General features: G+C 71.5%; 19 protein-coding genes and 1 pseudogene. 5 read left to right on the forward strand and 15 right to left on the reverse strand.

Going from position 1 to position 19553, the window contains the following annotated elements; translation table 11 throughout:
* Nucleotide 1: 1 nt before the first annotated feature.
* The 9 genes and pseudogenes from Ari01nite_RS15110 to Ari01nite_RS15150 all read right to left on the reverse strand — a co-directional run bounded on the left by Ari01nite_RS15110 (nt 2) and on the right by Ari01nite_RS15150 (nt 8408).
* Nucleotides 2-685 carry a hypothetical protein gene (locus Ari01nite_RS15110; protein ID WP_203781866.1) on the reverse strand — a complete coding sequence of 228 codons (684 nt, stop codon included), beginning with the start codon at nt 683-685 and terminating at the stop codon, nt 2-4.
* On the reverse strand, nt 682-1167 hold the full coding sequence (locus tag Ari01nite_RS15115; protein ID WP_203781996.1) for a sigma factor-like helix-turn-helix DNA-binding protein: 486 nt from the start codon (nt 1165-1167) through the stop codon (nt 682-684). The genes Ari01nite_RS15110 and Ari01nite_RS15115 overlap by 4 nt, the downstream gene beginning before the upstream one ends.
* A gap of 96 nt (nt 1168-1263) precedes the next feature.
* Nucleotides 1264-1511: pseudogene (locus tag Ari01nite_RS15120) on the reverse strand (YrrC family ATP-dependent DNA helicase); the annotation flags it as partial.
* Nucleotides 1512-2264: 753 nt separating this feature from the next.
* Nucleotides 2265-2534, reverse strand: coding sequence for a hypothetical protein (locus Ari01nite_RS15125; protein WP_203781867.1), 270 nt, complete (start codon nt 2532-2534; stop codon nt 2265-2267).
* A 4-nt stretch (nt 2535-2538) separates the two neighbouring features.
* Nucleotides 2539-4077, reverse strand: coding sequence for a glycoside hydrolase family 13 protein (locus Ari01nite_RS15130; RefSeq protein WP_203781868.1), 1539 nt, complete (start codon nt 4075-4077; stop codon nt 2539-2541).
* Complete coding sequence (locus Ari01nite_RS15135) at nt 4074-5303, reverse strand: ABC transporter ATP-binding protein (protein ID WP_203781869.1); 1230 nt, start codon at nt 5301-5303, stop codon at nt 4074-4076. Before Ari01nite_RS15135 ends, Ari01nite_RS15130 begins: the two co-directional genes overlap by 4 nt.
* Nucleotides 5304-5315: 12 nt before the next feature.
* A complete protein-coding gene (locus Ari01nite_RS15140) occupies nt 5316-6146 on the reverse strand; it encodes a carbohydrate ABC transporter permease (protein ID WP_203781870.1) in 831 nt (276 codons plus the stop codon).
* On the reverse strand, nt 6143-7099 hold the full coding sequence (locus Ari01nite_RS15145; RefSeq protein WP_203781871.1) for a carbohydrate ABC transporter permease: 957 nt from the start codon (nt 7097-7099) through the stop codon (nt 6143-6145). Before Ari01nite_RS15145 ends, Ari01nite_RS15140 begins: the two co-directional genes overlap by 4 nt.
* Before the next feature lie 10 nt (nt 7100-7109).
* Nucleotides 7110-8408, reverse strand: a complete 1299-nt coding sequence (locus tag Ari01nite_RS15150) for an extracellular solute-binding protein (RefSeq protein WP_203781872.1) — start codon at nt 8406-8408, stop codon at nt 7110-7112.
* Between the two features lie 152 nt (nt 8409-8560).
* Here Ari01nite_RS15150 and Ari01nite_RS15155 point away from each other — a divergent pair, with 152 nt between their 5' ends.
* A complete protein-coding gene (locus Ari01nite_RS15155) occupies nt 8561-9559 on the forward strand; it encodes a LacI family DNA-binding transcriptional regulator (protein ID WP_203781873.1) in 999 nt (332 codons plus the stop codon).
* A gap of 30 nt (nt 9560-9589) precedes the next feature.
* On the opposite strand, the gene Ari01nite_RS15160 is transcribed toward Ari01nite_RS15155, so the two are convergent.
* Nucleotides 9590-10297, reverse strand: a complete 708-nt coding sequence (locus tag Ari01nite_RS15160; protein WP_239162771.1) for a DUF899 family protein — start codon at nt 10295-10297, stop codon at nt 9590-9592.
* 51 nt (nt 10298-10348) lie between these two features.
* Between Ari01nite_RS15160 and Ari01nite_RS15165 the strand changes: the two genes are divergently transcribed.
* Entirely contained in the window at nt 10349-11014 is a 666-nt protein-coding gene (locus Ari01nite_RS15165; RefSeq protein WP_203781875.1) for a winged helix-turn-helix transcriptional regulator, read from the forward strand.
* Between the two features lie 25 nt (nt 11015-11039).
* Here the strand turns inward: Ari01nite_RS15165 and Ari01nite_RS15170 are convergent, their stop codons facing one another.
* Both Ari01nite_RS15170 and Ari01nite_RS15175 read right to left on the reverse strand, forming a co-directional pair.
* Nucleotides 11040-11384, reverse strand: a complete 345-nt coding sequence (locus Ari01nite_RS15170; RefSeq protein WP_203781876.1) for a hypothetical protein — start codon at nt 11382-11384, stop codon at nt 11040-11042.
* Nucleotides 11381-11656 (reverse strand): BrnT family toxin, encoded by a 276-nt coding sequence (locus tag Ari01nite_RS15175; RefSeq protein WP_203781877.1) that lies wholly within the window; start codon nt 11654-11656, stop codon nt 11381-11383. Before Ari01nite_RS15175 ends, Ari01nite_RS15170 begins: the two co-directional genes overlap by 4 nt.
* 54 nt (nt 11657-11710) lie before the next feature.
* On the opposite strand from Ari01nite_RS15175, the gene Ari01nite_RS49850 reads away from it, so the two are divergent.
* Nucleotides 11711-13102 (forward strand): alpha/beta fold hydrolase, encoded by a 1392-nt coding sequence (locus Ari01nite_RS49850; RefSeq protein WP_239162772.1) that lies wholly within the window; start codon nt 11711-11713, stop codon nt 13100-13102.
* Between the two features lie 65 nt (nt 13103-13167).
* Nucleotides 13168-13683 carry a hypothetical protein gene (locus Ari01nite_RS15190; RefSeq protein ID WP_203781878.1) on the forward strand — a complete coding sequence of 172 codons (516 nt, stop codon included), beginning with the start codon at nt 13168-13170 and terminating at the stop codon, nt 13681-13683.
* A gap of 30 nt (nt 13684-13713) precedes the next feature.
* Here Ari01nite_RS15190 and Ari01nite_RS15195 read toward each other — a convergent pair whose 3' ends face one another.
* Nucleotides 13714-14133: a hypothetical protein gene (locus Ari01nite_RS15195; protein ID WP_203781879.1), complete on the reverse strand. Its 420-nt coding sequence runs from the start codon at nt 14131-14133 to the stop codon at nt 13714-13716.
* Nucleotides 14130-15530 (reverse strand): FAD-dependent monooxygenase, encoded by a 1401-nt coding sequence (locus tag Ari01nite_RS15200; protein WP_203781880.1) that lies wholly within the window; start codon nt 15528-15530, stop codon nt 14130-14132. The genes Ari01nite_RS15195 and Ari01nite_RS15200 overlap by 4 nt, the downstream gene beginning before the upstream one ends.
* 88 nt (nt 15531-15618) lie before the next feature.
* On the opposite strand from Ari01nite_RS15200, the gene Ari01nite_RS50900 reads away from it, so the two are divergent.
* A complete protein-coding gene (locus Ari01nite_RS50900) occupies nt 15619-18339 on the forward strand; it encodes an ATP-binding protein (RefSeq protein WP_203781881.1) in 2721 nt (906 codons plus the stop codon).
* A gap of 131 nt (nt 18340-18470) precedes the next feature.
* Here Ari01nite_RS50900 and serA read toward each other — a convergent pair whose 3' ends face one another.
* Nucleotides 18471-19505 carry a phosphoglycerate dehydrogenase gene (gene serA, locus Ari01nite_RS15210; RefSeq protein ID WP_203781882.1) on the reverse strand — a complete coding sequence of 345 codons (1035 nt, stop codon included), beginning with the start codon at nt 19503-19505 and terminating at the stop codon, nt 18471-18473.
* Nucleotides 19506-19553: the final 48 nt, after the last annotated feature.

The following is a 19553-nucleotide window of genomic DNA, read 5'->3' on the forward strand; positions in this document are numbered from 1 at the left end:
ATTACTTGCCCTTAGAGGAGGTTTCGTTGCCGTTTTGGCGAAGGTGCGGGGGCGGCGCGACGGTCGTGCAGTTCAGCGGCACGCCGGTGGAGATGAGCCGTTCAACGGATCCCGGGGCGCCGTGCGTCACGGCCAGCTGGGCCCCGTTCAAGTAGCCGATGAACAACTGCTTGCCGGGCGGCACGGCCGAGGGGATGAACCGGAAGGTGACCTTGCCGTCCGCTTCGCGTTGGGCCTGCACGACGCGGTCGACGCCGGGGCCGCTGCCACTCGGATCCAGGGTGGCGTCGTCGTTCGGACCGGTGCAGAACTCGCCGACCCGGATCAGGACCGGGAAGCCGGCCTTGCGCAGTGCCGCCTGCAGGCCCTCGCGGTCCTCGAAGTACCGCTGCTTGTCCCAGGTCACCTCCACGGTGCCGTCGGACTGCTGAGCGACCGTGTAGGCGACCGTCTGGATGTGCACGGTGCCGGGCGGCGCCGGCGGCGGGTTGGCGTACGTCGTCACGCCGAACGCGACGCCGGCCGCGGCGACCACCGCCGTCGCCGCGCCCGCCAACCGGCGGCGGTGCAGGCGCGTGCGTCCCGTTGTCATGATCTGCTCGGCCGGCATGTTCATCGTGACCCCGTCCAGCGACTCATTCAACGCGCTCAGTACGGCCGACGTGTCGGTGTCGAAGTTGTTCATGCTTCACCCTCCTGGTGCTGTTCGGTGACGAGTTGGCCCCGCAGTGTCGAGACGGCGCGGGACAGGTGGGCCGTGACGGTTCCGCGGGCCATGCCGAGCGCCTGGGCGGTGGCCTCGGTGTCCAGGTCGAGGAAGACCCGAAACGCGATGACCTCCCGTTGCCGCTGAGGTAGTTGCCGCAGGACAGCCAGCAGACCCGGATCGGTCCCGGCGGCCGGGCCGGTGACGTCGGCGACGTCGCACGCATCGCTGAGCGCGACCTCCCGGCGCCGTCGGCGCCACCAGGAAACCCGGATGTTCAGCGCGGTGCGCACCACCCACGCCCGCGGCATCGGATGCCGTTGCACCTTCCGCCATGACATCCATGCCTGAGTGAACGCCTCGGACAACAGATCCTCGGCGAGCTGCCTGTCGGCGACGAGCGCGAGCACGGCACGCAGGCACCTGTCCCGCTCCGCCTGATAGAACTCGGTGAACTCCATTTGACCCACACCCTGTACTCGCCTCGGGGTCCCGATCCGCTTACCTCTGCCAGGCCGTAATTTCTGACCGCTGGATGCCAAGGGGGCAACGGCCGAGCCCCGCACCTCGACCAACCGGCCGCGCTCGTCCTCGATCACCGTCAACGTCTCGAGACCGAAGTGCTCGACGATGCGCTCGGCGAACACCCGCCCGGTCCACGGTGGTGCAGGGGAGCACCTCGAACTGCCGGCCGTACTGCGGATGTGATGACACCGGCTCCGCATCCGCAACTCTCACCCGGCTGCGCCCCCAGCAGCGACCCGACCACGGTCAGCAGATCCGACCCGCGACCGGTCGCCACGCGGTCTGCGCAAACTTCGGGGTCGCGTCAGGTCCCAGGCTGTAAATCGTGGTTCTGAACAGGGAGTGCGTCCGGGCAGCACGAACGGCGTACACGTTCGTCCGATCCGGAGACCGTCCACCAGATGTAACCCGCAGCGCACCGGCCGGCGGCTTGCGCCGCCGCTCTCAGAACCGGACCTGCACGTTCACCGTAATAATCGGTGGTGGCGCAATGGCAGTGCCGGGCAGTTGGGTAGCCCTCTTAACCCCGGAGGCGACGGTATCCACACGACCGTCGAACAGTCCTCGGTCGCCGTCTGCCGACTTACAGCGGCCAGCCTCTTTGTCTCCCCGGCACCACTGTCCGACCCAGAGAGTTGCCGTGACGAGGCATCAAGGAGGGTTCACCATATGGGTGCCCTTGGGCTTTTCCCTGAGCTTCGCACCCGGCAATTACCCGCCACGCACGTCAGGGCGGGGACCGGTCTCGAATACTGACCGGGAGTTACGTCTCGGGCATCAAACCCGACCTCCAATCGACGTACTCACTCACTCCGTGTGACCTCGTGGCGCACCTGACATCGGCAGATCCGGGCGTTTCAGGGTCTGGGTGCTTCGTCCGGCGTGGTTGGTGGGGTTCCTGTGTTGCTGTCTTCGGGTCAGCTTGGACGGGACCATCGCGAGGCAGGCGGGATGCGCCTCGCCTCGCTTGCGTGTGCTTCGGGCCGTAGCTGTCCCTGATACGCGGAGCCCTAGGCCCGCTCGTGTGTCAGGGTCAGGCGGTCCAGCCGAGCCATTTTTCGCCGGCGGTCAGGGCGGCCCACCAGATCAGGAACGCCAGTACCGGGATCACCAGGACCCACAACGGCTTGCGGCGCCGCATCATGGTGATGGCCGCGACCAGCAGGACCAGCCACACCAGCAGCAGCACGCCGATCGCCCACGCGGGCGCCACCAGGCCGCTCGACACATAGAAGACCAGCGTTGCCAGGAACGCGGCGAACGCCAGCCAGCCCAGCAGCCACTGCCACCACGGACGCGTCATCGCGTCAGCGTAGCGGCGGCGCGTACCAGGCGGCAGTGTTGCCCGGCAACGAATCCGGGGTCACGCCGGGGCCGCTGGCCAGGATGGGATCCGGGTGCGGTGCGGGGGCCGGTGTGTCGCCCAGGTTGACCGCGCAGACGAAGCCGGGGCCGCGCGCGAACGCCAGCACGTCCGGCGCCGACGGGAGCCAGGTCAGGCCGGCGGAACCCAGGTGCCGGCGGTGGTGCAGCGCCTCCCGGTACAGGCACAGGGTGGACGAAGGGTCGGACAGCTGCCGGTCCACCGTCAGCCCCGCCCACGACGCCGGTTGCGGGAGCCACGACGCGGTGCCGGGGCCGAAGCCGTACGAGGGGGACGTGCCGGACCACGGCAGCGGCACCCGGCAGCCGTCGCGGCCGCGCTTCCGGCCGCCGCTGCGCCGGAACTCCGGGTCGCGGCGGGACTCGGGCGGCAGCCTGACGACCTCCGGCAGGCCCAGTTCCTCACCCTGATAGAGGTACGCGGAACCGGGCAGTGCCAGCATCAGCAGCGCCGCCGCCCGAGCCCGTTGCCGGCCCACCCGGCCGCCTCCGTAGCGGGTCGCCTGGCGTACCACGTCATGGTTTGCCAGCACCCACGTCGCGGGCGCACCCACCGTGGCCAAGGCACCCAGGCTGTCGTCGATCGCGGTGCGCAGCGCCGCAGCCGACCAGGGCGCCGTCAGGAACGGGAAGGTGAACGCCGTGTGCAACTCGTCGGGGCGCAGGTAGCGCGCCATCCGGTCGAGGTCCTGCACCCACACCTCGCCGGCGAAGACCCGGCCGCCGGGGTAGGCGTCGCTGAGCCGGCGCCAGTCCCGGTACACCTCGTGCACCTCGTCGACGTCGAAGTACGGGTGTGCCGTGGACGGGCGGCGGCCCAGGTTCGGCATCTGCGGGTCCTTCGCGAGGCCGTGCGCCACGTCGATCCGGAAGCCGTCGACGCCGCGGTCGAACCAGAACCGCAGGATGTCGCGGAACTCGGCGCGCACCTCCTCGTTGGTCCAGTCCAGGTCGGGCTGCTCGGGGGCGAACAGGTGCAGGTACCACTGGTCCGAGCCGGGCACCCGGGTCCAGGCGCGGCCGCCGAAACCGCTGCGCCAGTTGTTCGGCGGCGCCTCGCCGCGGCCGTTGCGGAACAGATAGCGGGCGCGTTCCCGGCTGCCGGGGCCGGCCGCCAGCGCTTGCCGGAACCACGGGTGCTGGTCGGAGGTGTGGTTGGGCACCAGGTCGAACAGCACTCGCAGGCCCAGCTCGTGGGCCTCGCGGATCAGGGCGTCGGCGTCGGCGAGCGTGCCGAACCGGGGGTCGACGTCGCGGTGGTCGGCCACGTCGTAGCCGTTGTCGGCCTGCGGGGACGGGTAGAACGGGTTCAGCCAGATCGCGTCCACGCCCAGGTCCTGCAGGTACTGCAGGCGGGACCGGACGCCGGGCAGGTCGCCGATCCCGTCGCCGTCCGCGTCGGCGAAGCTCCACACGTACACCTGATAGATGACGGCGTGGCGCCACCAGGGTTCGCGGCTCACCGCTGGTCCATCCGCTCGCGCAGTTCCTCCTCCTCCAGGCTGGCCAGGTCGGCGGCGGCGTCCTCGTCGCGGGTGAGGTTGGCGCCGGTCTTGGGGTCGAAGAGGTGCATGCGGCGGGAGTCGGCCCAGAACTCGCCCTCGTGGTTCTCGCGCAGGCGGCTCATCGCGTCGATCTTGATGATCAGCTGGCTGCGCAGGGCCTCGCTGTCGAGTTCCGCGGCCAGGTCGGCCAGTTGCCGGGCCACCTCGGGGTTGGCCTCGAAGGGCAGGTACGCGTACTGCGAGTCGCCCAGCCACTCGGTGACGTCGACCTGCGCGCGGAAGGTCGCGCCCCGGGCCCTCTTCTCCGGGTCGAGCATCCGGGCGTCCTCGAAGTGGTCGGGCCGCAGGCCGGCGATCAGCAACTGCCCGTCGCTCACCTTGCCGGCTGCCGCCGCGGGCACCTCGACCTCCAGGAACGGCAGCTTCAGGCGGGCGCCGTCGACCATCGCGGGCAGGAAGTTCATCGGCGGCGAACCGATGAACCCGGCCACGAACATGTTGACCGGCTGCTCGTACAGCTCCCGCGGGGACGCCACCTGCTGGAGCAGGCCGCGGCGCAGCACCGCGACCCGGTCGCCCAGGGTCATCGCCTCGGTCTGGTCATGGGTCACATACACCGTGGTGGTGCCGAGCCGTCGTTGCATCCGGGAGATTTCGGTACGCATCTGACCGCGCAGCTTGGCATCCAGGTTGGACAGCGGCTCGTCGAACAGGAACGCGTTGACCTGCCGGACGATGGCCCGGCCCATGGCGACCCGCTGCCGCTGGCCGCCGGACAGGTTGGCCGGCTTGCGGTCCAGGTGCTCGTTGAGCTCCAGCATGTTCGCCGCCTCGTGCACCCGGCGGCGGATCTCGTCCTCGCTGATGCCCTTCATCAGGCGGAGCGGGAACGCGATGTTCTCGAACACGGTCAGGTGCGGGTAGAGCGCGTAGTTCTGGAACACCATGGACAGGTTGCGGTCCCGGGGCGCCTTCTCGTTGACCCGGTCGCCGCCGATCAGCATGTCGCCGGACGTGATGTCCTCCAGCCCGACGATCATGCGGAGCAGCGTGGACTTCCCACAGCCGGACGGGCCGACCAGAATCATGAACTCGCCGTCGGCGATGTCCAGGCTGACGTCGTTGACCGCCTTGAACCCGTCGCCGTACTCCTTGACGATGTTGCGCATCTCGATGGCAGACATGTACGGGTCCTTTCAGCCCTTCACGGCGCCGGAGGTGAGACCGGCCACGATCTTGCGCTGGAACAGCAGCACCAGCACCACCACGGGGATGGTCACCACGACGGCGGCGGCCGCGATCGGCGCGGTCGGCTGGGAGAACTGCGAGGCGCCCTGGAAAAACGCGAGCGCGGCGGGCACCGGGCGGGCCGCCTCGCTGGAGGTGAGCGTGATGCCGAAGACGAAGTCGTTCCACACCGCGAAGAAGGTCAGGATCGCCGCGGTGAAGACGCCCGGCGCGGCCAGCGGGACGATGACCCGGCGGAATGCCTGCCAGGCCGTCGCGCCGTCGACCTGTGCGGCCTGTTCCATCTCCCAGGGGATCTCGCGGAAGAAGGCGGCCAGCACATAGACCGACAAAGGCAAGGAATAAGAGAGGTACGGGATGATCAGGCCGAGCCACGTGTCGTAGAGACCGACCGTGCGCCACAGGTTGAACAGCGGCGTGGCGATCGCGATCACCGGGAAGACCGTGATGGCCAGCGCCACCCCGAGCACCAGTCGCTTGCCGGGAAAATCCAGACGGGAGATCGCGTACGCGGCCAGCGTCGCCAGGATGACCGAGAAGGTGGTGGCGATGACCGCCATACCGACCGAGTTGCGCAGTGCGGTGGTGAACAGGTCGGAGGCGAACACCGTCCGGTAGTTGTCCCAGCTCCACACGGTCGGCAGGAACTGCTTGTTGGTGATGTCGTCGCCGGCCTTGAACGACAGCGACACGATCCAGAACACCGGGATCAGGGCGTACAGGATGATCAGGATGGCGCCTGCGATCCAGTACGCCTGGGTGCGACGGCTGGCCTTCATTTGCGGTCACCCCTCTGCTGGGACAGGTCGGTGCGGAAGACCTTGAGGAAGAGGAACGCGATCAGGACCACGAGGATCGCGAGGATGACGCTGACCGCGGAGCCGAGGCCGATCATGACCCGGCTGATGGTCTGCCGGTACGCCAGGAACGACAGGGTCTCGGTGCTCTGCGCGCCGGCCGTCATGATGAAGATGCTGTCGAAGACCCGGAACGCATCCAGCGTGCGGAACAGCAGCGCGACCATGATGGCCGCCTTCATGTTCGGCAGGATCACCCGCTTCACCCGCTGCCAGGCCTTGGCACCGTCGACCTTGGCGGCCTCCAGGTAGTCGTCCGGGATCTGGGCCAGGCCGGCCAGCAGCAGCAGGGACATGAACGGGGTGGTCTTCCAGATCTCGGCGACGCAGACCGTGAAGATGGCCGACCAGGTGCCGCCGAACCAGTCGAACTCGCCCAGGCCGAACAGCGGATTCACGAAGCCGTAGGTGTTGCTGAACGCATAGGCCCAGGCGTACGCCGAGACGACGGTGATGATCCCGTACGGGACCAGAATTGCCGTTCGCAGCGGCGTGCGCAGATGGAGCGCCCGGTGCATCACCATGGCCAGCGCGAAACCGAGCACCAGTTCGGCCGCCACGGTGACGACGGTGATCAGCGACGTGATGCCGAACTGCCGCCAGAACAGGCCGTCGGTCAGGATCATCGCGTAGTTGCCGAGGCCCACGAAGTCGCGGCCGGTCGGGTCGGTGAGGCGGTAGTCGAACAGGGACAGCCAGACCGCGTTGAGAATCGGGTAGCCGGTGACCGCGACCATCACGATGAACGCCGGACCGGCCAGCAGCCAGCCGAGTTTGCGTTCGTGCCGGGCCCGGTCGGTGAGCCGCACCCGGCGCCGGGCGGTGCGGGCGGCCGGGGCCGTCGTGGTCGGCGCGGCGGGAGTCGTCGTGCTCATGGCCCCTCCTCTAGATCAGTCGCCGGTTGGACAGGACGTCCTCGAGCAGGTTGTCGGCCTCCCGAGGGGTGGTTTCCGGCGAGAGCGCGTCCGGCGGGTGGTACGCGGTCTGAATCGAACCGGTGACGTCGCCGTAGTACGGGCTGACCGGCCGCGGCGTGGCCTTGTCCATGCCGGTGCGGATCTCGTCGGCCATCGGGAACATCTCGCGGATCTGCGGATCGTCGAACACCGCACCCAGCGCCGCCGGGTTGCCCGCCTTGATCATGAAGTCCTTCTGGCTCTGCTGGTTGGCCAGGCAGCGGATGGCCTGCACCGCGAGGTCCTGCCGGGTGCTGAACGCGCTGACCGACAGGCCCAGCCCGCCGGACGGCGGCGCGCTGTCCCGGCCGGCGTCGACCCGCGGGTAGCTGGTCCAGCCGACGTCGTCCTTGAAGCTCGCCGGCAGGCTGCCCTCGTCGATGGCCGAGTCGAAGGCGGCCCACACGTACGGCCAATTGACCATGAACCCGCCGTCGGCGGCCTGGAATGCGGCCCGCGAATCCTCCTCGCCGGCGGTGCTGAACCCGGCCGGCGCGGCCGGTGACGCCGCGAGGTCGTGCATGATCTTGACGGCCGCGGTGCCGGCCGGGCTGTCCAGCTCGCCCCGCACCTCGCTGGCCGGCAGGTTCTCGCTGTCCGGCGCCAGAATCGAGCCGCCGGCCGAGGCGATCAGGGCGTTGACCCAGACCATCAGGCTCTCGTTGCGCCGGCCCTGCGCGGCCATCGTGACCCCGGCCTGTGACGCGCCGCGGATCAGCTGGTCCCAGGTCACCGGCCCGGCGGCCGGGTCGACGCCGGCCCGCTGGAGCACCGACTTGCGGTACCAGAGCAGTTGGGTGTTGCCGTAGAGCGGTGCCGAGTAGAGGGTGTCGCGGAACGTCGACTGCTCCAGCGGTCCGTTGAGGATGCCGGTGGAGAACTCCTGCCGTTCGGCGCTGGTGAAGGCGCGCAGGAAGCCGGCGTTGGCGAACTCGGCCATGAACGGCGGGTCGACGCTGACGATGTCCAGCGACCGGTCCTGGGCGGCCAGCCGGCGCAGCAGTTGCTCCCGGCCGCCGGCCGCGGTGTTCGGCAGGCGCTGGATGTCGAAGGCGTACGCGCCACCGGACTCGGCGGCGCAGCGGGCGGCGACGTCCGCCTGGGCGGCGTCGGCGATGAAGTAGGAGAGCGTGTTCGTCGATTCCTCGCCGCAGGCGGTGAGCAGCGAGGCGGTCAGGGCCAGCACGGCGGCGGCCCGCGGGGCGCGATGCGGATAGTCCTTGAGCACGGTGCCATCCCTTCGTCCGTGAAGGCGGCCGGATCAAGTCTGGAAACGCTTGCGGATTTCAGCCTTGATGTGACCCACATCTCATGTCAAGGGCTCGGCTCAGGTCGGAATTGGCATTCTGCAAACGCTTCCAGTCTTGCTATCGTGCAGTCGTGCCTGCCGCCGCGAGGGTCAACATGGCCGACGTCGCGCGCCACGCCGGGGTGTCCCTGGCGACCGCGTCGCGTGCGCTCAGCGCCCGGCCGCACGTGGCGCCGGCCACCCGGGCTCGGGTGCTGGCGGCCGCGGAGCGCCTCGCGTACGTGATCTCCCCGGAGGCCTCGCGCCTGGCCGGTGGCCGCACCGACCGGATCGCCGTGGTGGTGCCGCACCTGTCCCGGTGGTTCTTCGGCGCCCTGCTCGAGGGGCTCGAGGCGGTGTTGCGCGAGGCCGGCCTGGACGTGCTGCTCTACCACGCGGGCAACTTCTTCCAGCGCCTGCCGGCCCGCCGCAAGGTGGACGCCGTGGTCGTGGTGGGCATGCCGGTGGCCGAGCCCGAGCGGGCCCGGCTGGAGCTGATGGGCGTGCACGTAGTCGCGGCCGGCGGTCAGGTCGAGAGTTACCCGTACGTGTCCATCGACGACACCGCGGCCGGCCGCCAGGCCGTCGACCACCTGCTGTTCCTGAAGCACCGCCGGATCGGCATGATCGCCACGGTCGAGCCCGGCCTGCCCGGCTGGCCGGCCCGCCCCGGCCGCACCGAGGCCTACCACCGGGCGATCGCCGAGGCGGGCCTGCCGGACGACCCCGGCCTGGTGGTCACGGTGCCCTGGGGCGGCATCAACGGCGCCGACGCGATGGACCGGCTGCTGAGCCTGCGCGAGCCGCCGACCGCGGTGTACGCCCACTCGGACGAGGTGGCGCTGGGCGCGATGCGTACGCTGCGGCGGGCCGGCCTGCGCATCCCCGAGGACGTCTCGGTGGTCGGCATCGACGACCACCCGCTGGCCGACCTGGCCGACCTGACGACGGTCGCCCAGCCGGTGTACGACCAGGGCTCGCTGGCCGGCCGGATGGTGCTGTCACTGCTGGCCGGCGACCCGCCGGGCGCGGGCATCACGGTCCCGACCCGGCTGGTCATCCGCGGCTCGACGGCCCCGCCGGGCCGCTAGACGGGTTCGCCGATCGAGGTCGGCGCGAGGTCAGTGGCAGTGGGTGCCCGGTTCGGCGCCGACCTTGGTAACGCCGGGCCTCGTCCACTGTGGGACGGGCCGGCCGTCCAGGCGCCACTTCGAGTAGGTGGGCTCCTGGGGCCAGCCCTCCGGGGAGTCCTCCCAGGTCTCCTGACGTCCGAAAACGGTCATGTCGAGCAGCTTGTGCGACGCCATGATGGCCTCGACGCCGCGGCCGGTGGTCTCGTAGGTCAGGAAGAACCGGTCGTCGCGGCGCAGGTAGCAGGCGATGACGCCGCCGCCGGCGATGGCCGGGTCGTCGACGCCGTAGGTCGAGTACCACGGGTGGGTGTAGCCCATGAACTCGCGGAACGGGGCCATCTCGTCGTACGGGCCCTCGCCGAGGACGGCGAACGAGATGCCTCGGGCCTCCAGGTAGGCGGCGTCGTGGAAGTCCCAGATCGTCGCGGTGCAGCCCTCGCACTGCTCCTCGAACGGCTTGCCAAGATGCCACATGTGCTTGTAGACGACGAGTTGGTCGCGGCCCTGGAAGATGTCGGCCAGCGGCGTCGGCCCGCCGGCGCCGGTCAGCGTGACCGGGGCGACCTCGGTCATCGGCAGGCGGCGCCGGGCGGCGGCGATCTCGTCGCCTTCGCGGGTGTGTGCCTTTTCGCGGACCAGCAGGTTGTCGCGCTCGCGGAGCCAGGCCGCACGGTCGACGATGTCCGGGATGCTCATGCGGGATATCTTAAACATATCAACGGCTAGGATAAAGATAGTGAGGCGGCTGTGCCGATCAAGCGGACCTACGGCGACCTCGGCGACGCGTGCCGGGCCGCGAACGCCCTCGACCTGGTGGGTGACCGCTGGACGCTGATCCTGGTGCGGGAGTTGATCCTCGGGCCGAAGCGCTTCGCCGACCTGCTGGAATCGGTCCGCGGCATCACCCCGGCAGTCCTCACCGAGCGGCTGCGCACGCTGCGCGAGAGCGGGATCGTCGAGCCGGTGGTCCTGCCCGATCTGGCCCGCACCCGGGCGTATGCGGCGACCGCGTGGGGCCGCGGGCTGGAGCCGGTGCTGGCCGCGCTGGGGCGGTGGTATTCCGCCGGTCCCGATCCGGCCACGTCGGGCGGGATGACCCCGGACGCGCTGGTCATCGCGATGCGGACGATGGCGCCACCGGTCGCCGGCGAGACGCCGGCGGTGGAGTTCCGTCTCCACGACGACCGTCGCCCGGGCCCGCCGGTGCACCACTATCACGCGGTGACAATCAACGGCATTTTGGCGGTACGCGCGGGCGCCGCGCCCAACCCCGCGGCGGTCGTCACGGCCGATGCGACGGCCTGGGGCGGGGTCGTTTTCGGCGGCCTCCCGCTGACCGACGCGGCCGTGCGGGTGGACGGCGACCGGGACGCGGTGCTGCGGCTCGTGCGCCTCTACGCCCAGCCGGCGTGACCGGCGCCGGCAGAGCAGGCGGGCGTCAGAGCGCGGGCCGGGCCGGACGCAGCAGGGTCAGTGCGCGGAGTGCCTCGGCGCGGGAGATCGGCTGGTCGTCCTCGGCCTGGACAGCCAGAGCCATCTCGATGGCCTGCCGGATCCAGGTGGTCTTGGGCACGTCGGCGGCCTTGGCGGCCAGGGCGACGGCCTGGTCGAGTTCGTGCGGCAGGCGCAGCGAGCGGACGACCATGACCGACGACCCGGGCGGCGGCAGGGTGTCCAGCAGGGCCTGCTCGTCCTGCGGAGCGGGTGCGGGTTCGAAGGACAGCCCGTCCATGAACGCGGCCAACTGATCGGCCGTCTGCGGTACGTCGTTGTCGTGACTCATCGCGTCGCCTCCCAGTGGCTGAACTCGATCAGTTCCTTGTCGGTCATGTCACGTGCGCCGATGATCCGCCAGGTGGTGCCGGCGACCTGGTAGACCGCCACGATCAGCGGCCGGCCCGCGGTCGTCCGGCTCCACACGGTGAGCACCGGCACCCCGGTGGCGCTGACCGCCCGCCGGGGCCACCGCCGGTGGGCCGCCAGCGCCTGCCGGACCTCGTGCGGCGCGATGCCGGCGAGGGCGGCCAGCGCCCAGTCGTCCCACTCGTAAGGCACCCTGCCAGCGTACTACGCACGTGATACGAGACTCGATCCCTTAAGCTCGGCGAGGTGGCGACATTTGTGCTGATCCACGGATCCGGGGACGTCGGGTGGTACTGGCACCTGGTGGCGAGCGAGCTGCGGGCGCGCGGGCACGACGTGGTGGCCCCGGACCTGCCGTGCGAGGACGACGCGGCGGGCCTGAACGAGTACGCCGACGTCGTGGTGCGGGCGATCGGCGACCGGACCGAGCTGATCGTGGTGGCCCAGTCGGCCGGCGGGTTCACCGCGCCGCTGGTCTGCGACCGGGTGCCGGTGGAGCTGCTGGTGCTGCTCGCGCCCATGATCCCGGCGCCGGGCGAGAAGGCCGCCGACTACTTCGCCAACACCCGGTATGAAGGCGGCGGCGACTACGGCGACGAGATCGCGCTGTTCTACCAGGATGTGCCGCCCGACCTGGCCGCCGAGGCGCTGAAGCGGGGACGCGCGCAGTCCGAGGCCCGGATGGGTGACCCGTGGCCGCTGCGCGCGTGGCCGCCCGTACCCACGCAGGTTTTGATCTGTCGTGATGACCGCCTGTTTCCGCCGGCCTATCTGCGGCGGGTCGCGCGGGAACGGCTGGGCATCACCCCGGAGGAGATCGACGGCGGACACACCCCGGCGCTGAGCCGCCCGCGCGAGCTGGCCGGCCGCCTGGACGCCTACGCGGCCGAGCGCGGCGGCTACAACGCCGAACTGCGCCGGCACACCGAGGCGCTGCGCCGGGCGGCCGGCGTGCAGCCCGGCGACCACGTGCTGGACATCGGCTGCGGCGCCGGCCAGACCACCCGGCAGGCCGCCCGCGCCGCCCGGGACGGCAGCGCGCTGGGCGTCGACATCCTGGCGCCCGCCGTCGAGCGGGCCCGCGAGATCACCGCGATCGAGGGCCTCGGCAACGTCACCTTCGAGCCGGGCGACGTGCAGCGGCATCGGCTGCCGGCGGCCCGCTTCGACCTGGTGATCAGCCGGTTCGGCACGATGTTCTTCGACGACCCGGCGGCCGCGTTCGCGAACATCGCGTCGGCCCTGCGCCCCGGCGGCCGCCTGGCGATGCTGACCTGGCAGGACGGCGAGCGCAACGAGTGGCACGTGGCCATCCGCGAGACGCTCGGCGGTGCCGCCGGCCCGAACGCCTTCTCGCTCGCCGATCCACCGGCCGTCACCGAACTCCTGGAGGGAGCGGGGTTCACCGAGGTGGCCTTCGCCGACGTGCACGAGCCGATGTACTTCGGCCGGGACGTGCCCGAGGCGCTCGCCTGGATCCGCAGCTTCACCTGCACCAGCGACCTCCTGAACGGCCAGACTCCGGCCGACGCGGAACGCACGGTCGAGCGGCTGCGCGAGATGCTCGCCGCCCACCGGACCGGCGAGGGCGTCAGCTTCGGCTCCCGAGCCTGGCTGGTCACCGCCCGTCGCCCGTGAGGTGATGGTGATCTCCGTCGCCCGCGACCGAAAATGACGGTCCATGCGGGAGTCGGGAGGCGCCGGTGTCGAACAGCGCGGAGACCATCCGGCAGAGTGTCCGGAATGCGTTCCTGGCCGAGGTCAGCGAGGACTTCGTCCTGCAGTTTCTCGCCGAGATCCGGGCCAACATGCGCGACGCCGAGAAGCGGTCGCGGCGGACCACCGGGCTGATGGTGGTGCTTGCGGCCGCGTTCGAGCTGATCAACCGCGGTGATCTTTTTCTGGTGCCGGTGGGCGATCCCTTCGGGCAGGCCATGCGGGATGCCCGGTTCCGGCGCCGGAACACCTTTCTGAGCGTGGCGGCGTGGCTCCGGTTTCCGCTGTTCGTCATGGTGCCGCCGGCCGGCGCGATGGCTTTCGAGGTCTACGCATTCGTGCAGTTGTTCGGGCGGGATGACATCAGCCTGGCGAGCGCGCTGGTGGCGGCGGCGATCACCGCGGTGCTGCTCACGCTGGCGGGTGCGCGGGTCCTCGACGAGTCGCCGCATGGTGGGGGACCGTGGCGGACACGTCAGAGCAGCGCGCGGGCCGGCCAATAGCGGAGGCCGGCCGGGCGCGCCGCCCGACCGTCAAGCGTCCGGTGCGGGCCGGGCCGCGGGCAAGCGGCCGGGTGACCACAGGACCCAGGCGTTGCCGAGCACGAACAGGCCGTGTGCGACCGTGGCCGCCACGCCCATCGGCACCAGGCCGAAATGGCCGAAGCTGCTCCAGAAGAACAGGTTGGCGCCGCCGAGCAGCGCGTGCACCGCCAGGGCCAGGACGTTCCAGAACGGGCGGCCGTCGGTGCGCGCCACGGTCAGCAGCAGGATGCCGATGAGCGTGGCCAGGCCGTGTGCCTCCACCCAGCCGAGCGTGTAGTGCGAATTCTCGAAGATCGCCCCGAGCGGGCCGGCGCCGGCCAGGTAGCTCAGCAGTTCGAAGGTGAACTGGACGCCACCGATCAGGGTGAGGAAGACGCCGTCCGCGGTCAGCACCAGCCGGCGGGTCATGACGGGCCGCACCATTCGGCGATCGCGGCCCGGTCCAGGTTGCCGTCGCTCGCCCAGGCCACGTACGCGTCCGGCCGGACCAGCACGAACGCCGGGCCGGGGAAATCCGGGCAGTGCACGACGTGGACGCCCGGCAGCGTGACCGGCGTACGGGTGATCAGCACGAACCGGCCGTCCCGCAGGTGCTCGTAGAGCCGGACGTCGGGCAGTCGCCGGCCCACCCAGGCGTGATCCGCGCCGGTCCGCTTCGGATAGTGGATGCCGACGCCGCTCATCCGGGCGGCCATCGCCACCCGGGTGCGGTGGAAGCCCAGGATGCCGCGGATCGCCAGCGACTGGATCGCGTTGCGCACCCTGGACTGGCCCAGCACCAGCCGGTTGAACGTGTCGGTCAGCCGGAGCACCTGCTCGCCGACCGGGTGGCGCTCCGCCTGGTAGCTGTCCAGCAGCCAGGGCGCCGCCGTGCCGCGGACCGCCGCGGCCAGTTTCCAGCCCAGGTTCATCGCATCCTGGATGCCGGTGTTCATGCCCTGGCCGCCGAGCGGGGAGTGCACGTGCGCGGCGTCGCCGGCCAGGAAGACGCGGCCGTCGCGGTAGCGGGCGGCCTGCCGGCGTTCGCTGAGGAAGCGGCTGGTCCAGCGGGGTTCGCCCATGCCCAGGTCGCTGCCGGCGATGCGGCGGAACGCGTCGCGCATCTCGTCGTAGGTGACCGGCTCGCGCAGCGGCACCCGGTCGCGCTGCCGGTCCCAGGCGATCAGCCGGAACCAGCCGTCGCCGAACGGCACGCAGATCACCGCGCCGTCGGTGTTGGTGCGGGCGAACATCGCCTCGGCCGGCGGTTCGGTGAGTTGCGCGTCGGCCAGCAGGATGTGCGTCTCGTACTGCTTCCCGATGAAGTCGATGCCGAGCAGGCGGCGGACTGTGCTGTGCGCGCCGTCGGTGCCGACCACATACCGGGCCCGCTCGGTGCCGGGGTGCGCGCCGCCCACCTCGAGCGTCACGCCGGTCTCGTCCTGCCGCAGGTCGAGCACCTCGGCGCCGGACACGATGTCCACACCCAGCTTCTCGGCGCGGGTGCGCAGGACCCGCTCGGTTCCGCTCTGCGGGGCGATAAAAATCATGGGGTACGGGGTGTCCAGCACGTCCAGGTCGAGCGTGGCCCCCGGCACCGGGGTCACACTGGGCACGCGTACGCCGTGCAGCAGCACCTCGTCGGCCATCCCGCGGGCGTCGAGCAGTTCCAGCGTGCGGGCGTGCAGGGCGAACGCCCGGGTGATGTTGGGGTCGGACTCGCGCCGCTCCAGGACTCGGCAGTGGACGCCGGCGAGCGCGAGTTCGCAGGCGAGGGCCAGGCCGGTCGGCCCGGCACCGACGACGATGACATCGGCGGAGTTCATGGCTGCTCCATTCGTGGTCGTTGACCGTCGCAGCGTGCGCCGCCGGCACATCGACTCGAATCAGTGAAGCCACCAGTACGATCGGACCATGCTGCACGGGCGGGTGCGGGAATGCGGGCTCATCGACGAGTTGCTGACGGCTGCCCGGGCCGGGCGCAGCGGCGTGCTGGTGCTGCGCGGCGAGGCCGGGATCGGCAAGTCGGCCCTTCTCGGGTACGCGGCGGACCGCGCCGACGGCCTGCGGGTGTTGCGCGGCACCGGCATCGAGTCCGAATCGGAGCTGCCGTTCGCCGCCCTGCACCAGCTGTTGCGGCCGGTCGCCGGGCTGATCGACGCGGTGCCGGCCCGTCATGCCGCCGCGCTGCGGGCCGCGTTCGGGCTCGGCCCGGTCGGCGGCGAGGACCGCTTCCTCATCTCGGTGGGCGTGCTCAGCGTGCTGGCCGAGGCCGCCGAGGAGGGCCCGCTGCTCTGCCTGGTCGACGACGCGCACTGGCTGGACGGCGCCTCCGCGGACGCGCTCACCTTCGCGGCCCGCCGGCTCGACGCCGAGGGGGTGGTGATCCTGTTCGCCGCCCGCGAGCATTTCGCCGCGCGCGGCCTGCCCGAGCTGGCGCTGGCCGGGCTCGATGCGGCCGCCGCCGGCGCATTGCTGGCCGAGAAATCCCACATTCAACTGCCTGACGGCGTCCGTGACAGCCTGGTCACCAGCACCGCCGGCAACCCGCTCGCGCTGCTGGAACTGCCCGGGTCGCTCTCCGCCGGGCAACTGGCCGGCCGGGAGGCGCTGCCCGAGCGGCTGCCGGTGAGCGCCGACGTCGAACAGGTCTTCCTCGAGCGGGTCCGCCGCCAGGACGGGCCGGCGCAGACGCTGCTGCTGGTGGCCGCGGCCGAGGACACCGGCGAACTGGGCGTGATCCTGCGCGCGGCGGCCGGCCTCGGGGTTACCGCCGACGCGCTGGACGCCGCCGAGCGGGCCGGCCTGGTCCGGGTGGACGGCGGCACGCTCGCGTTCTGCCATCCGCTGGTGCGCACCGCCGTCTACCGCGGCGCCACCTTCTGGCAGCGGCGCGAGGCGCAGCACGCGCTGGCCGCGGCGCTGGACGGCGACGACCACGCCGACCGGCGCGCCTGGCACCTGGCCGCGGCCTCGCTGGGGCCGGACGACGCGGTCGCCGACGAGCTGCACCGGTCGGCCGACCGGGCCCGGCAACGCGGCGGGCCCGCGGCCGCGGCCGCGGCGTACGAGCGGGCGGCGGCGCTGACCGCCGGGCCGCAGCGGCGCGGTGAACGACTCGCCGACGCGGCCGAGACGGCCTGGCAGGCGGGTCAGGCCGACCGCGCCCGCACGCTGCTCGGCCGGGCCGGGGTGCTGGGGCCCGAACCGGTGCTGCGGGCGCGGATCGAGCACCTGCGCGGGTCCATCGAGGGCACCGGCGGCGACCCGACCACGGCGTACGGGATCCTGGTGGCCGGCGCCGAGCCGATCGCCGCGAGTGACCCGGTCCGCGCGGCCCGGATGCTCACCGAGGCCGGTCAGGCCGCCTGGCTGGCCGGTGACGTGCGCGGCCTGCACGAGGCGGGCCGGCGCCTCGCCGCGCTGCCCACCCCGGACGACGCGGTGCCGCTCAGCGCGCAACTGGTGCTGGGCCTCGACAGCCTGCTCAGCGGGGACACCTCGCGGGCCGTGGTGCACCTGCGCGAGGTCGCCGCCCGCGCCGCCGACGTCCCCGACCCGCGGGCCATGCTGCTGACCGCGGCCGGCACCATGTTCCTGGGCGACGACGCGGTGGCGGTCGGCCTGTTCACCACCGCGGTGGCCCGGGCCCGGTCGGCGGGTGCGGCCGCGATGCTGCCGGCCCTGCTCGCCCCGCTGTCCTCGCTGGAGGCGTGGACCGGCCGTTACGCCACCGCCACCGCGAGCGCCACCGAGGGCCTGCGGATCGCGCAGGAGACCGGCCAGGACAACCCGGGCGCCCACCTGCGCAGCGTGCTGGCCTGGATCGCCGCGGTGGCCGGCCGCGAGACGGAGTGCCGGGAGCACGCCGCGGCCGCGCACGCGCACGCGATGGGACACCGGCTCGGCCCGTCGGCCGGCATCTCATCCTGGGCGCTGGCCCTGCTCGACCTGGGTGCGGGGCGCCCTGAGGCGGCGTGCGACCGGCTCGAGGCGCTGGCCGCGGCCGGTCCCGGCGAGTCACACCCGATCGTCGCCGTGTTCTCCGCGGCCGACCTGGTCGAGGCCGCGATCCGCACCGACCGGCTCGCGGTGGCGGCGCAGGCGGCGGCGCGCCTGGAGGCGTGGACCGTGCACACCGGATCGGTGTGGGGCCGGGCGCTGCTGGCCCGGTGCCGAGGTCAGCTGGCCGCCCCGGAGGACGCGGACGCCTGCTTCACCGAGGCGCTGTCGCTGCATCTGACCGGCGGCCGTCCGTTCGACACGGCCCGCACCCGGCTGCTGTTCGGCGAGCTGCTGCGGCGGCGCCGGCGTCGGGCCGATGCCCGGGTGCACCTGCGCGCGGCGTACGAGATGTTTGAAAGGCTGAGCCTGACCGCCTGGGCCGAGATGGCGAACGCCGAGCTGCGGGCCACCGGCGAGACCGCGCGTAAGCGCGAACCGGGCACGGCCGACCAGCTCACCCCGCAGGAGGTGCAGATCGTCCGGTTCGTGGGGGACGGCGCCACCAACCGCGAGGTGGCCGCCCAGCTGTTCCTCAGCCCGCGCACGGTCGATTACCACCTGCGCAAGGTCTTCACCAAGCTGGACGTCTCATCCCGCGCCGAACTGATCAAACTCGCGGCGCACTGGTGATGTCACTGATGCGAACTGGCGGTCCACGCCGGACGCGGACCGCCTTCGCGTTCTTCTCCGCCGCCTCAGACACCTACCGGAGTTGAGGCGGCGAGCCTGGTGGGGAGCGCGCCCGGCTCATCCGCCCGCCCCTAGCGCGGGCGGACGGCGAACGCGGGGACGACGGCCGGCGGCGGTGTCACGAGCGGCGGACGCACCGGCGGGTTCACACAGAGCGTGGTGCTGCCGTCCAGCACGTAGTGGGCCAGCTTGTTCGCCACGAACTGGCCGATGGCGGACTGGGCCTCCTCGGTGGAACCGCCGATGTGCGGGGTGAGGATCACGTTGTCCAGGCCGCGCAGCTCGCTGACGAACTCGTCGCCGCGGCCGTTCGGCTCGGCCGGGAAGACGTCCACGGCGGCGCCGGCGAGGTGGCCGCTGACGAGCGCGTCGCGCAGGGCGAGGTGGTCGACGACGATGCCGCGGGAGAGGTTGAGGAACAGGCTGCCGGGGCGCATGCGTTTGAACTGCTCGGCGCCGAAGAAGCCGGCGTTGCCGGGGCGGCCGTCGACGTGCAGGGTGACGAAGTCGCTGGTCTCGAGGAGTTCTTCGAGGCTGGCGCAGCGGTGGGCGTTGCTGAGGGCGAGCTTGTCGGCGGTGTCGTAGAAGGACACGTGCATGCCCAGGTTTTCGGCGAGCACGGACAGCTGCGTGCCGATGTTGCCGTAGCCGACGATGCCCAGCCGGCGCCCGCGGATCTCGTGTGCGCCCTCGGCGCACTTGTCCCACACCCCGTTGTGCATCAGCGCGTTCTTCTCGGCCAGCCGCCGGGTCAGCACGATGATCTCGGCGAGCGCCAGTTCGACGACCGAGCGGGTGTTCGAGTACGGGGCGTTGAACACGGCGACACCGGAGGCGGAGGCGGCGTCGAGGTCGACCTGGTCGGTGCCGATGCAGAAGGCACCGATGGCGACGAGGCTGTCGGCCGCCTCCAGGACCCGGGGGGTCACTCTGGTTTTGGACCGTACGCCGAGCAGGTGCACACCCGCGATGCGCTCGATCAGCTGATTCTCGTCCAGAGCGCCGGGCAGCGACTCGACGTGGTAGCCCTCGGCCTCGAGCCTGGTCACCGCGTCGCGGTGGATGCTCTCCAGCAGAAGGACTCGCACCTTCGCCTCGATGATCATGTTGTTCCGTTCCGTGTCGTCGGGCTACGTCACGCGGCCGTTGCCTTA

Origin of the sequence: Paractinoplanes rishiriensis (genome assembly GCF_016862375.1) — a bacterium.
Taxonomy (GTDB): Bacteria; Actinomycetota; Actinomycetes; order Mycobacteriales; family Micromonosporaceae; genus Actinoplanes; species Actinoplanes rishiriensis.

What these genes read in the sequence shown, in the direction of transcription:
- Ari01nite_RS15110 (WP_203781866.1), bottom strand. Translation starts at nt 685, where the DNA reads ATGAACAACTTCGACACCGACACGTCGGCCGTACTGAGCGCGTTGAAT.
- Ari01nite_RS15115 (WP_203781996.1), bottom strand. Translation starts at nt 1,167, where the DNA reads ATGGAGTTCACCGAGTTCTATCAGGCGGAGCGGGACAGGTGCCTGCGT.
- Ari01nite_RS15125 (WP_203781867.1), bottom strand. Translation starts at nt 2,534, where the DNA reads ATGACGCGTCCGTGGTGGCAGTGGCTGCTGGGCTGGCTGGCGTTCGCC.
- Ari01nite_RS15135 (WP_203781869.1), bottom strand. Translation starts at nt 5,303, where the DNA reads ATGTCTGCCATCGAGATGCGCAACATCGTCAAGGAGTACGGCGACGGG.
- Ari01nite_RS15140 (WP_203781870.1), bottom strand. Translation starts at nt 6,146, where the DNA reads ATGAAGGCCAGCCGTCGCACCCAGGCGTACTGGATCGCAGGCGCCATC.
- Ari01nite_RS15145 (WP_203781871.1), bottom strand. Translation starts at nt 7,099, where the DNA reads ATGAGCACGACGACTCCCGCCGCGCCGACCACGACGGCCCCGGCCGCC.
- Ari01nite_RS15160 (WP_239162771.1), bottom strand. Translation starts at nt 10,297, where the DNA reads ATGAGCATCCCGGACATCGTCGACCGTGCGGCCTGGCTCCGCGAGCGC.
- Ari01nite_RS15170 (WP_203781876.1), bottom strand. Translation starts at nt 11,384, where the DNA reads ATGAGTCACGACAACGACGTACCGCAGACGGCCGATCAGTTGGCCGCG.
- Ari01nite_RS15195 (WP_203781879.1), bottom strand. Translation starts at nt 14,133, where the DNA reads ATGACCCGCCGGCTGGTGCTGACCGCGGACGGCGTCTTCCTCACCCTG.
- Ari01nite_RS15200 (WP_203781880.1), bottom strand. Translation starts at nt 15,530, where the DNA reads ATGAACTCCGCCGATGTCATCGTCGTCGGTGCCGGGCCGACCGGCCTG.
- Ari01nite_RS50900 (WP_203781881.1), top strand. Translation starts at nt 15,619, where the DNA reads ATGCTGCACGGGCGGGTGCGGGAATGCGGGCTCATCGACGAGTTGCTG.
- serA (WP_203781882.1), bottom strand. Translation starts at nt 19,505, where the DNA reads ATGATCATCGAGGCGAAGGTGCGAGTCCTTCTGCTGGAGAGCATCCAC.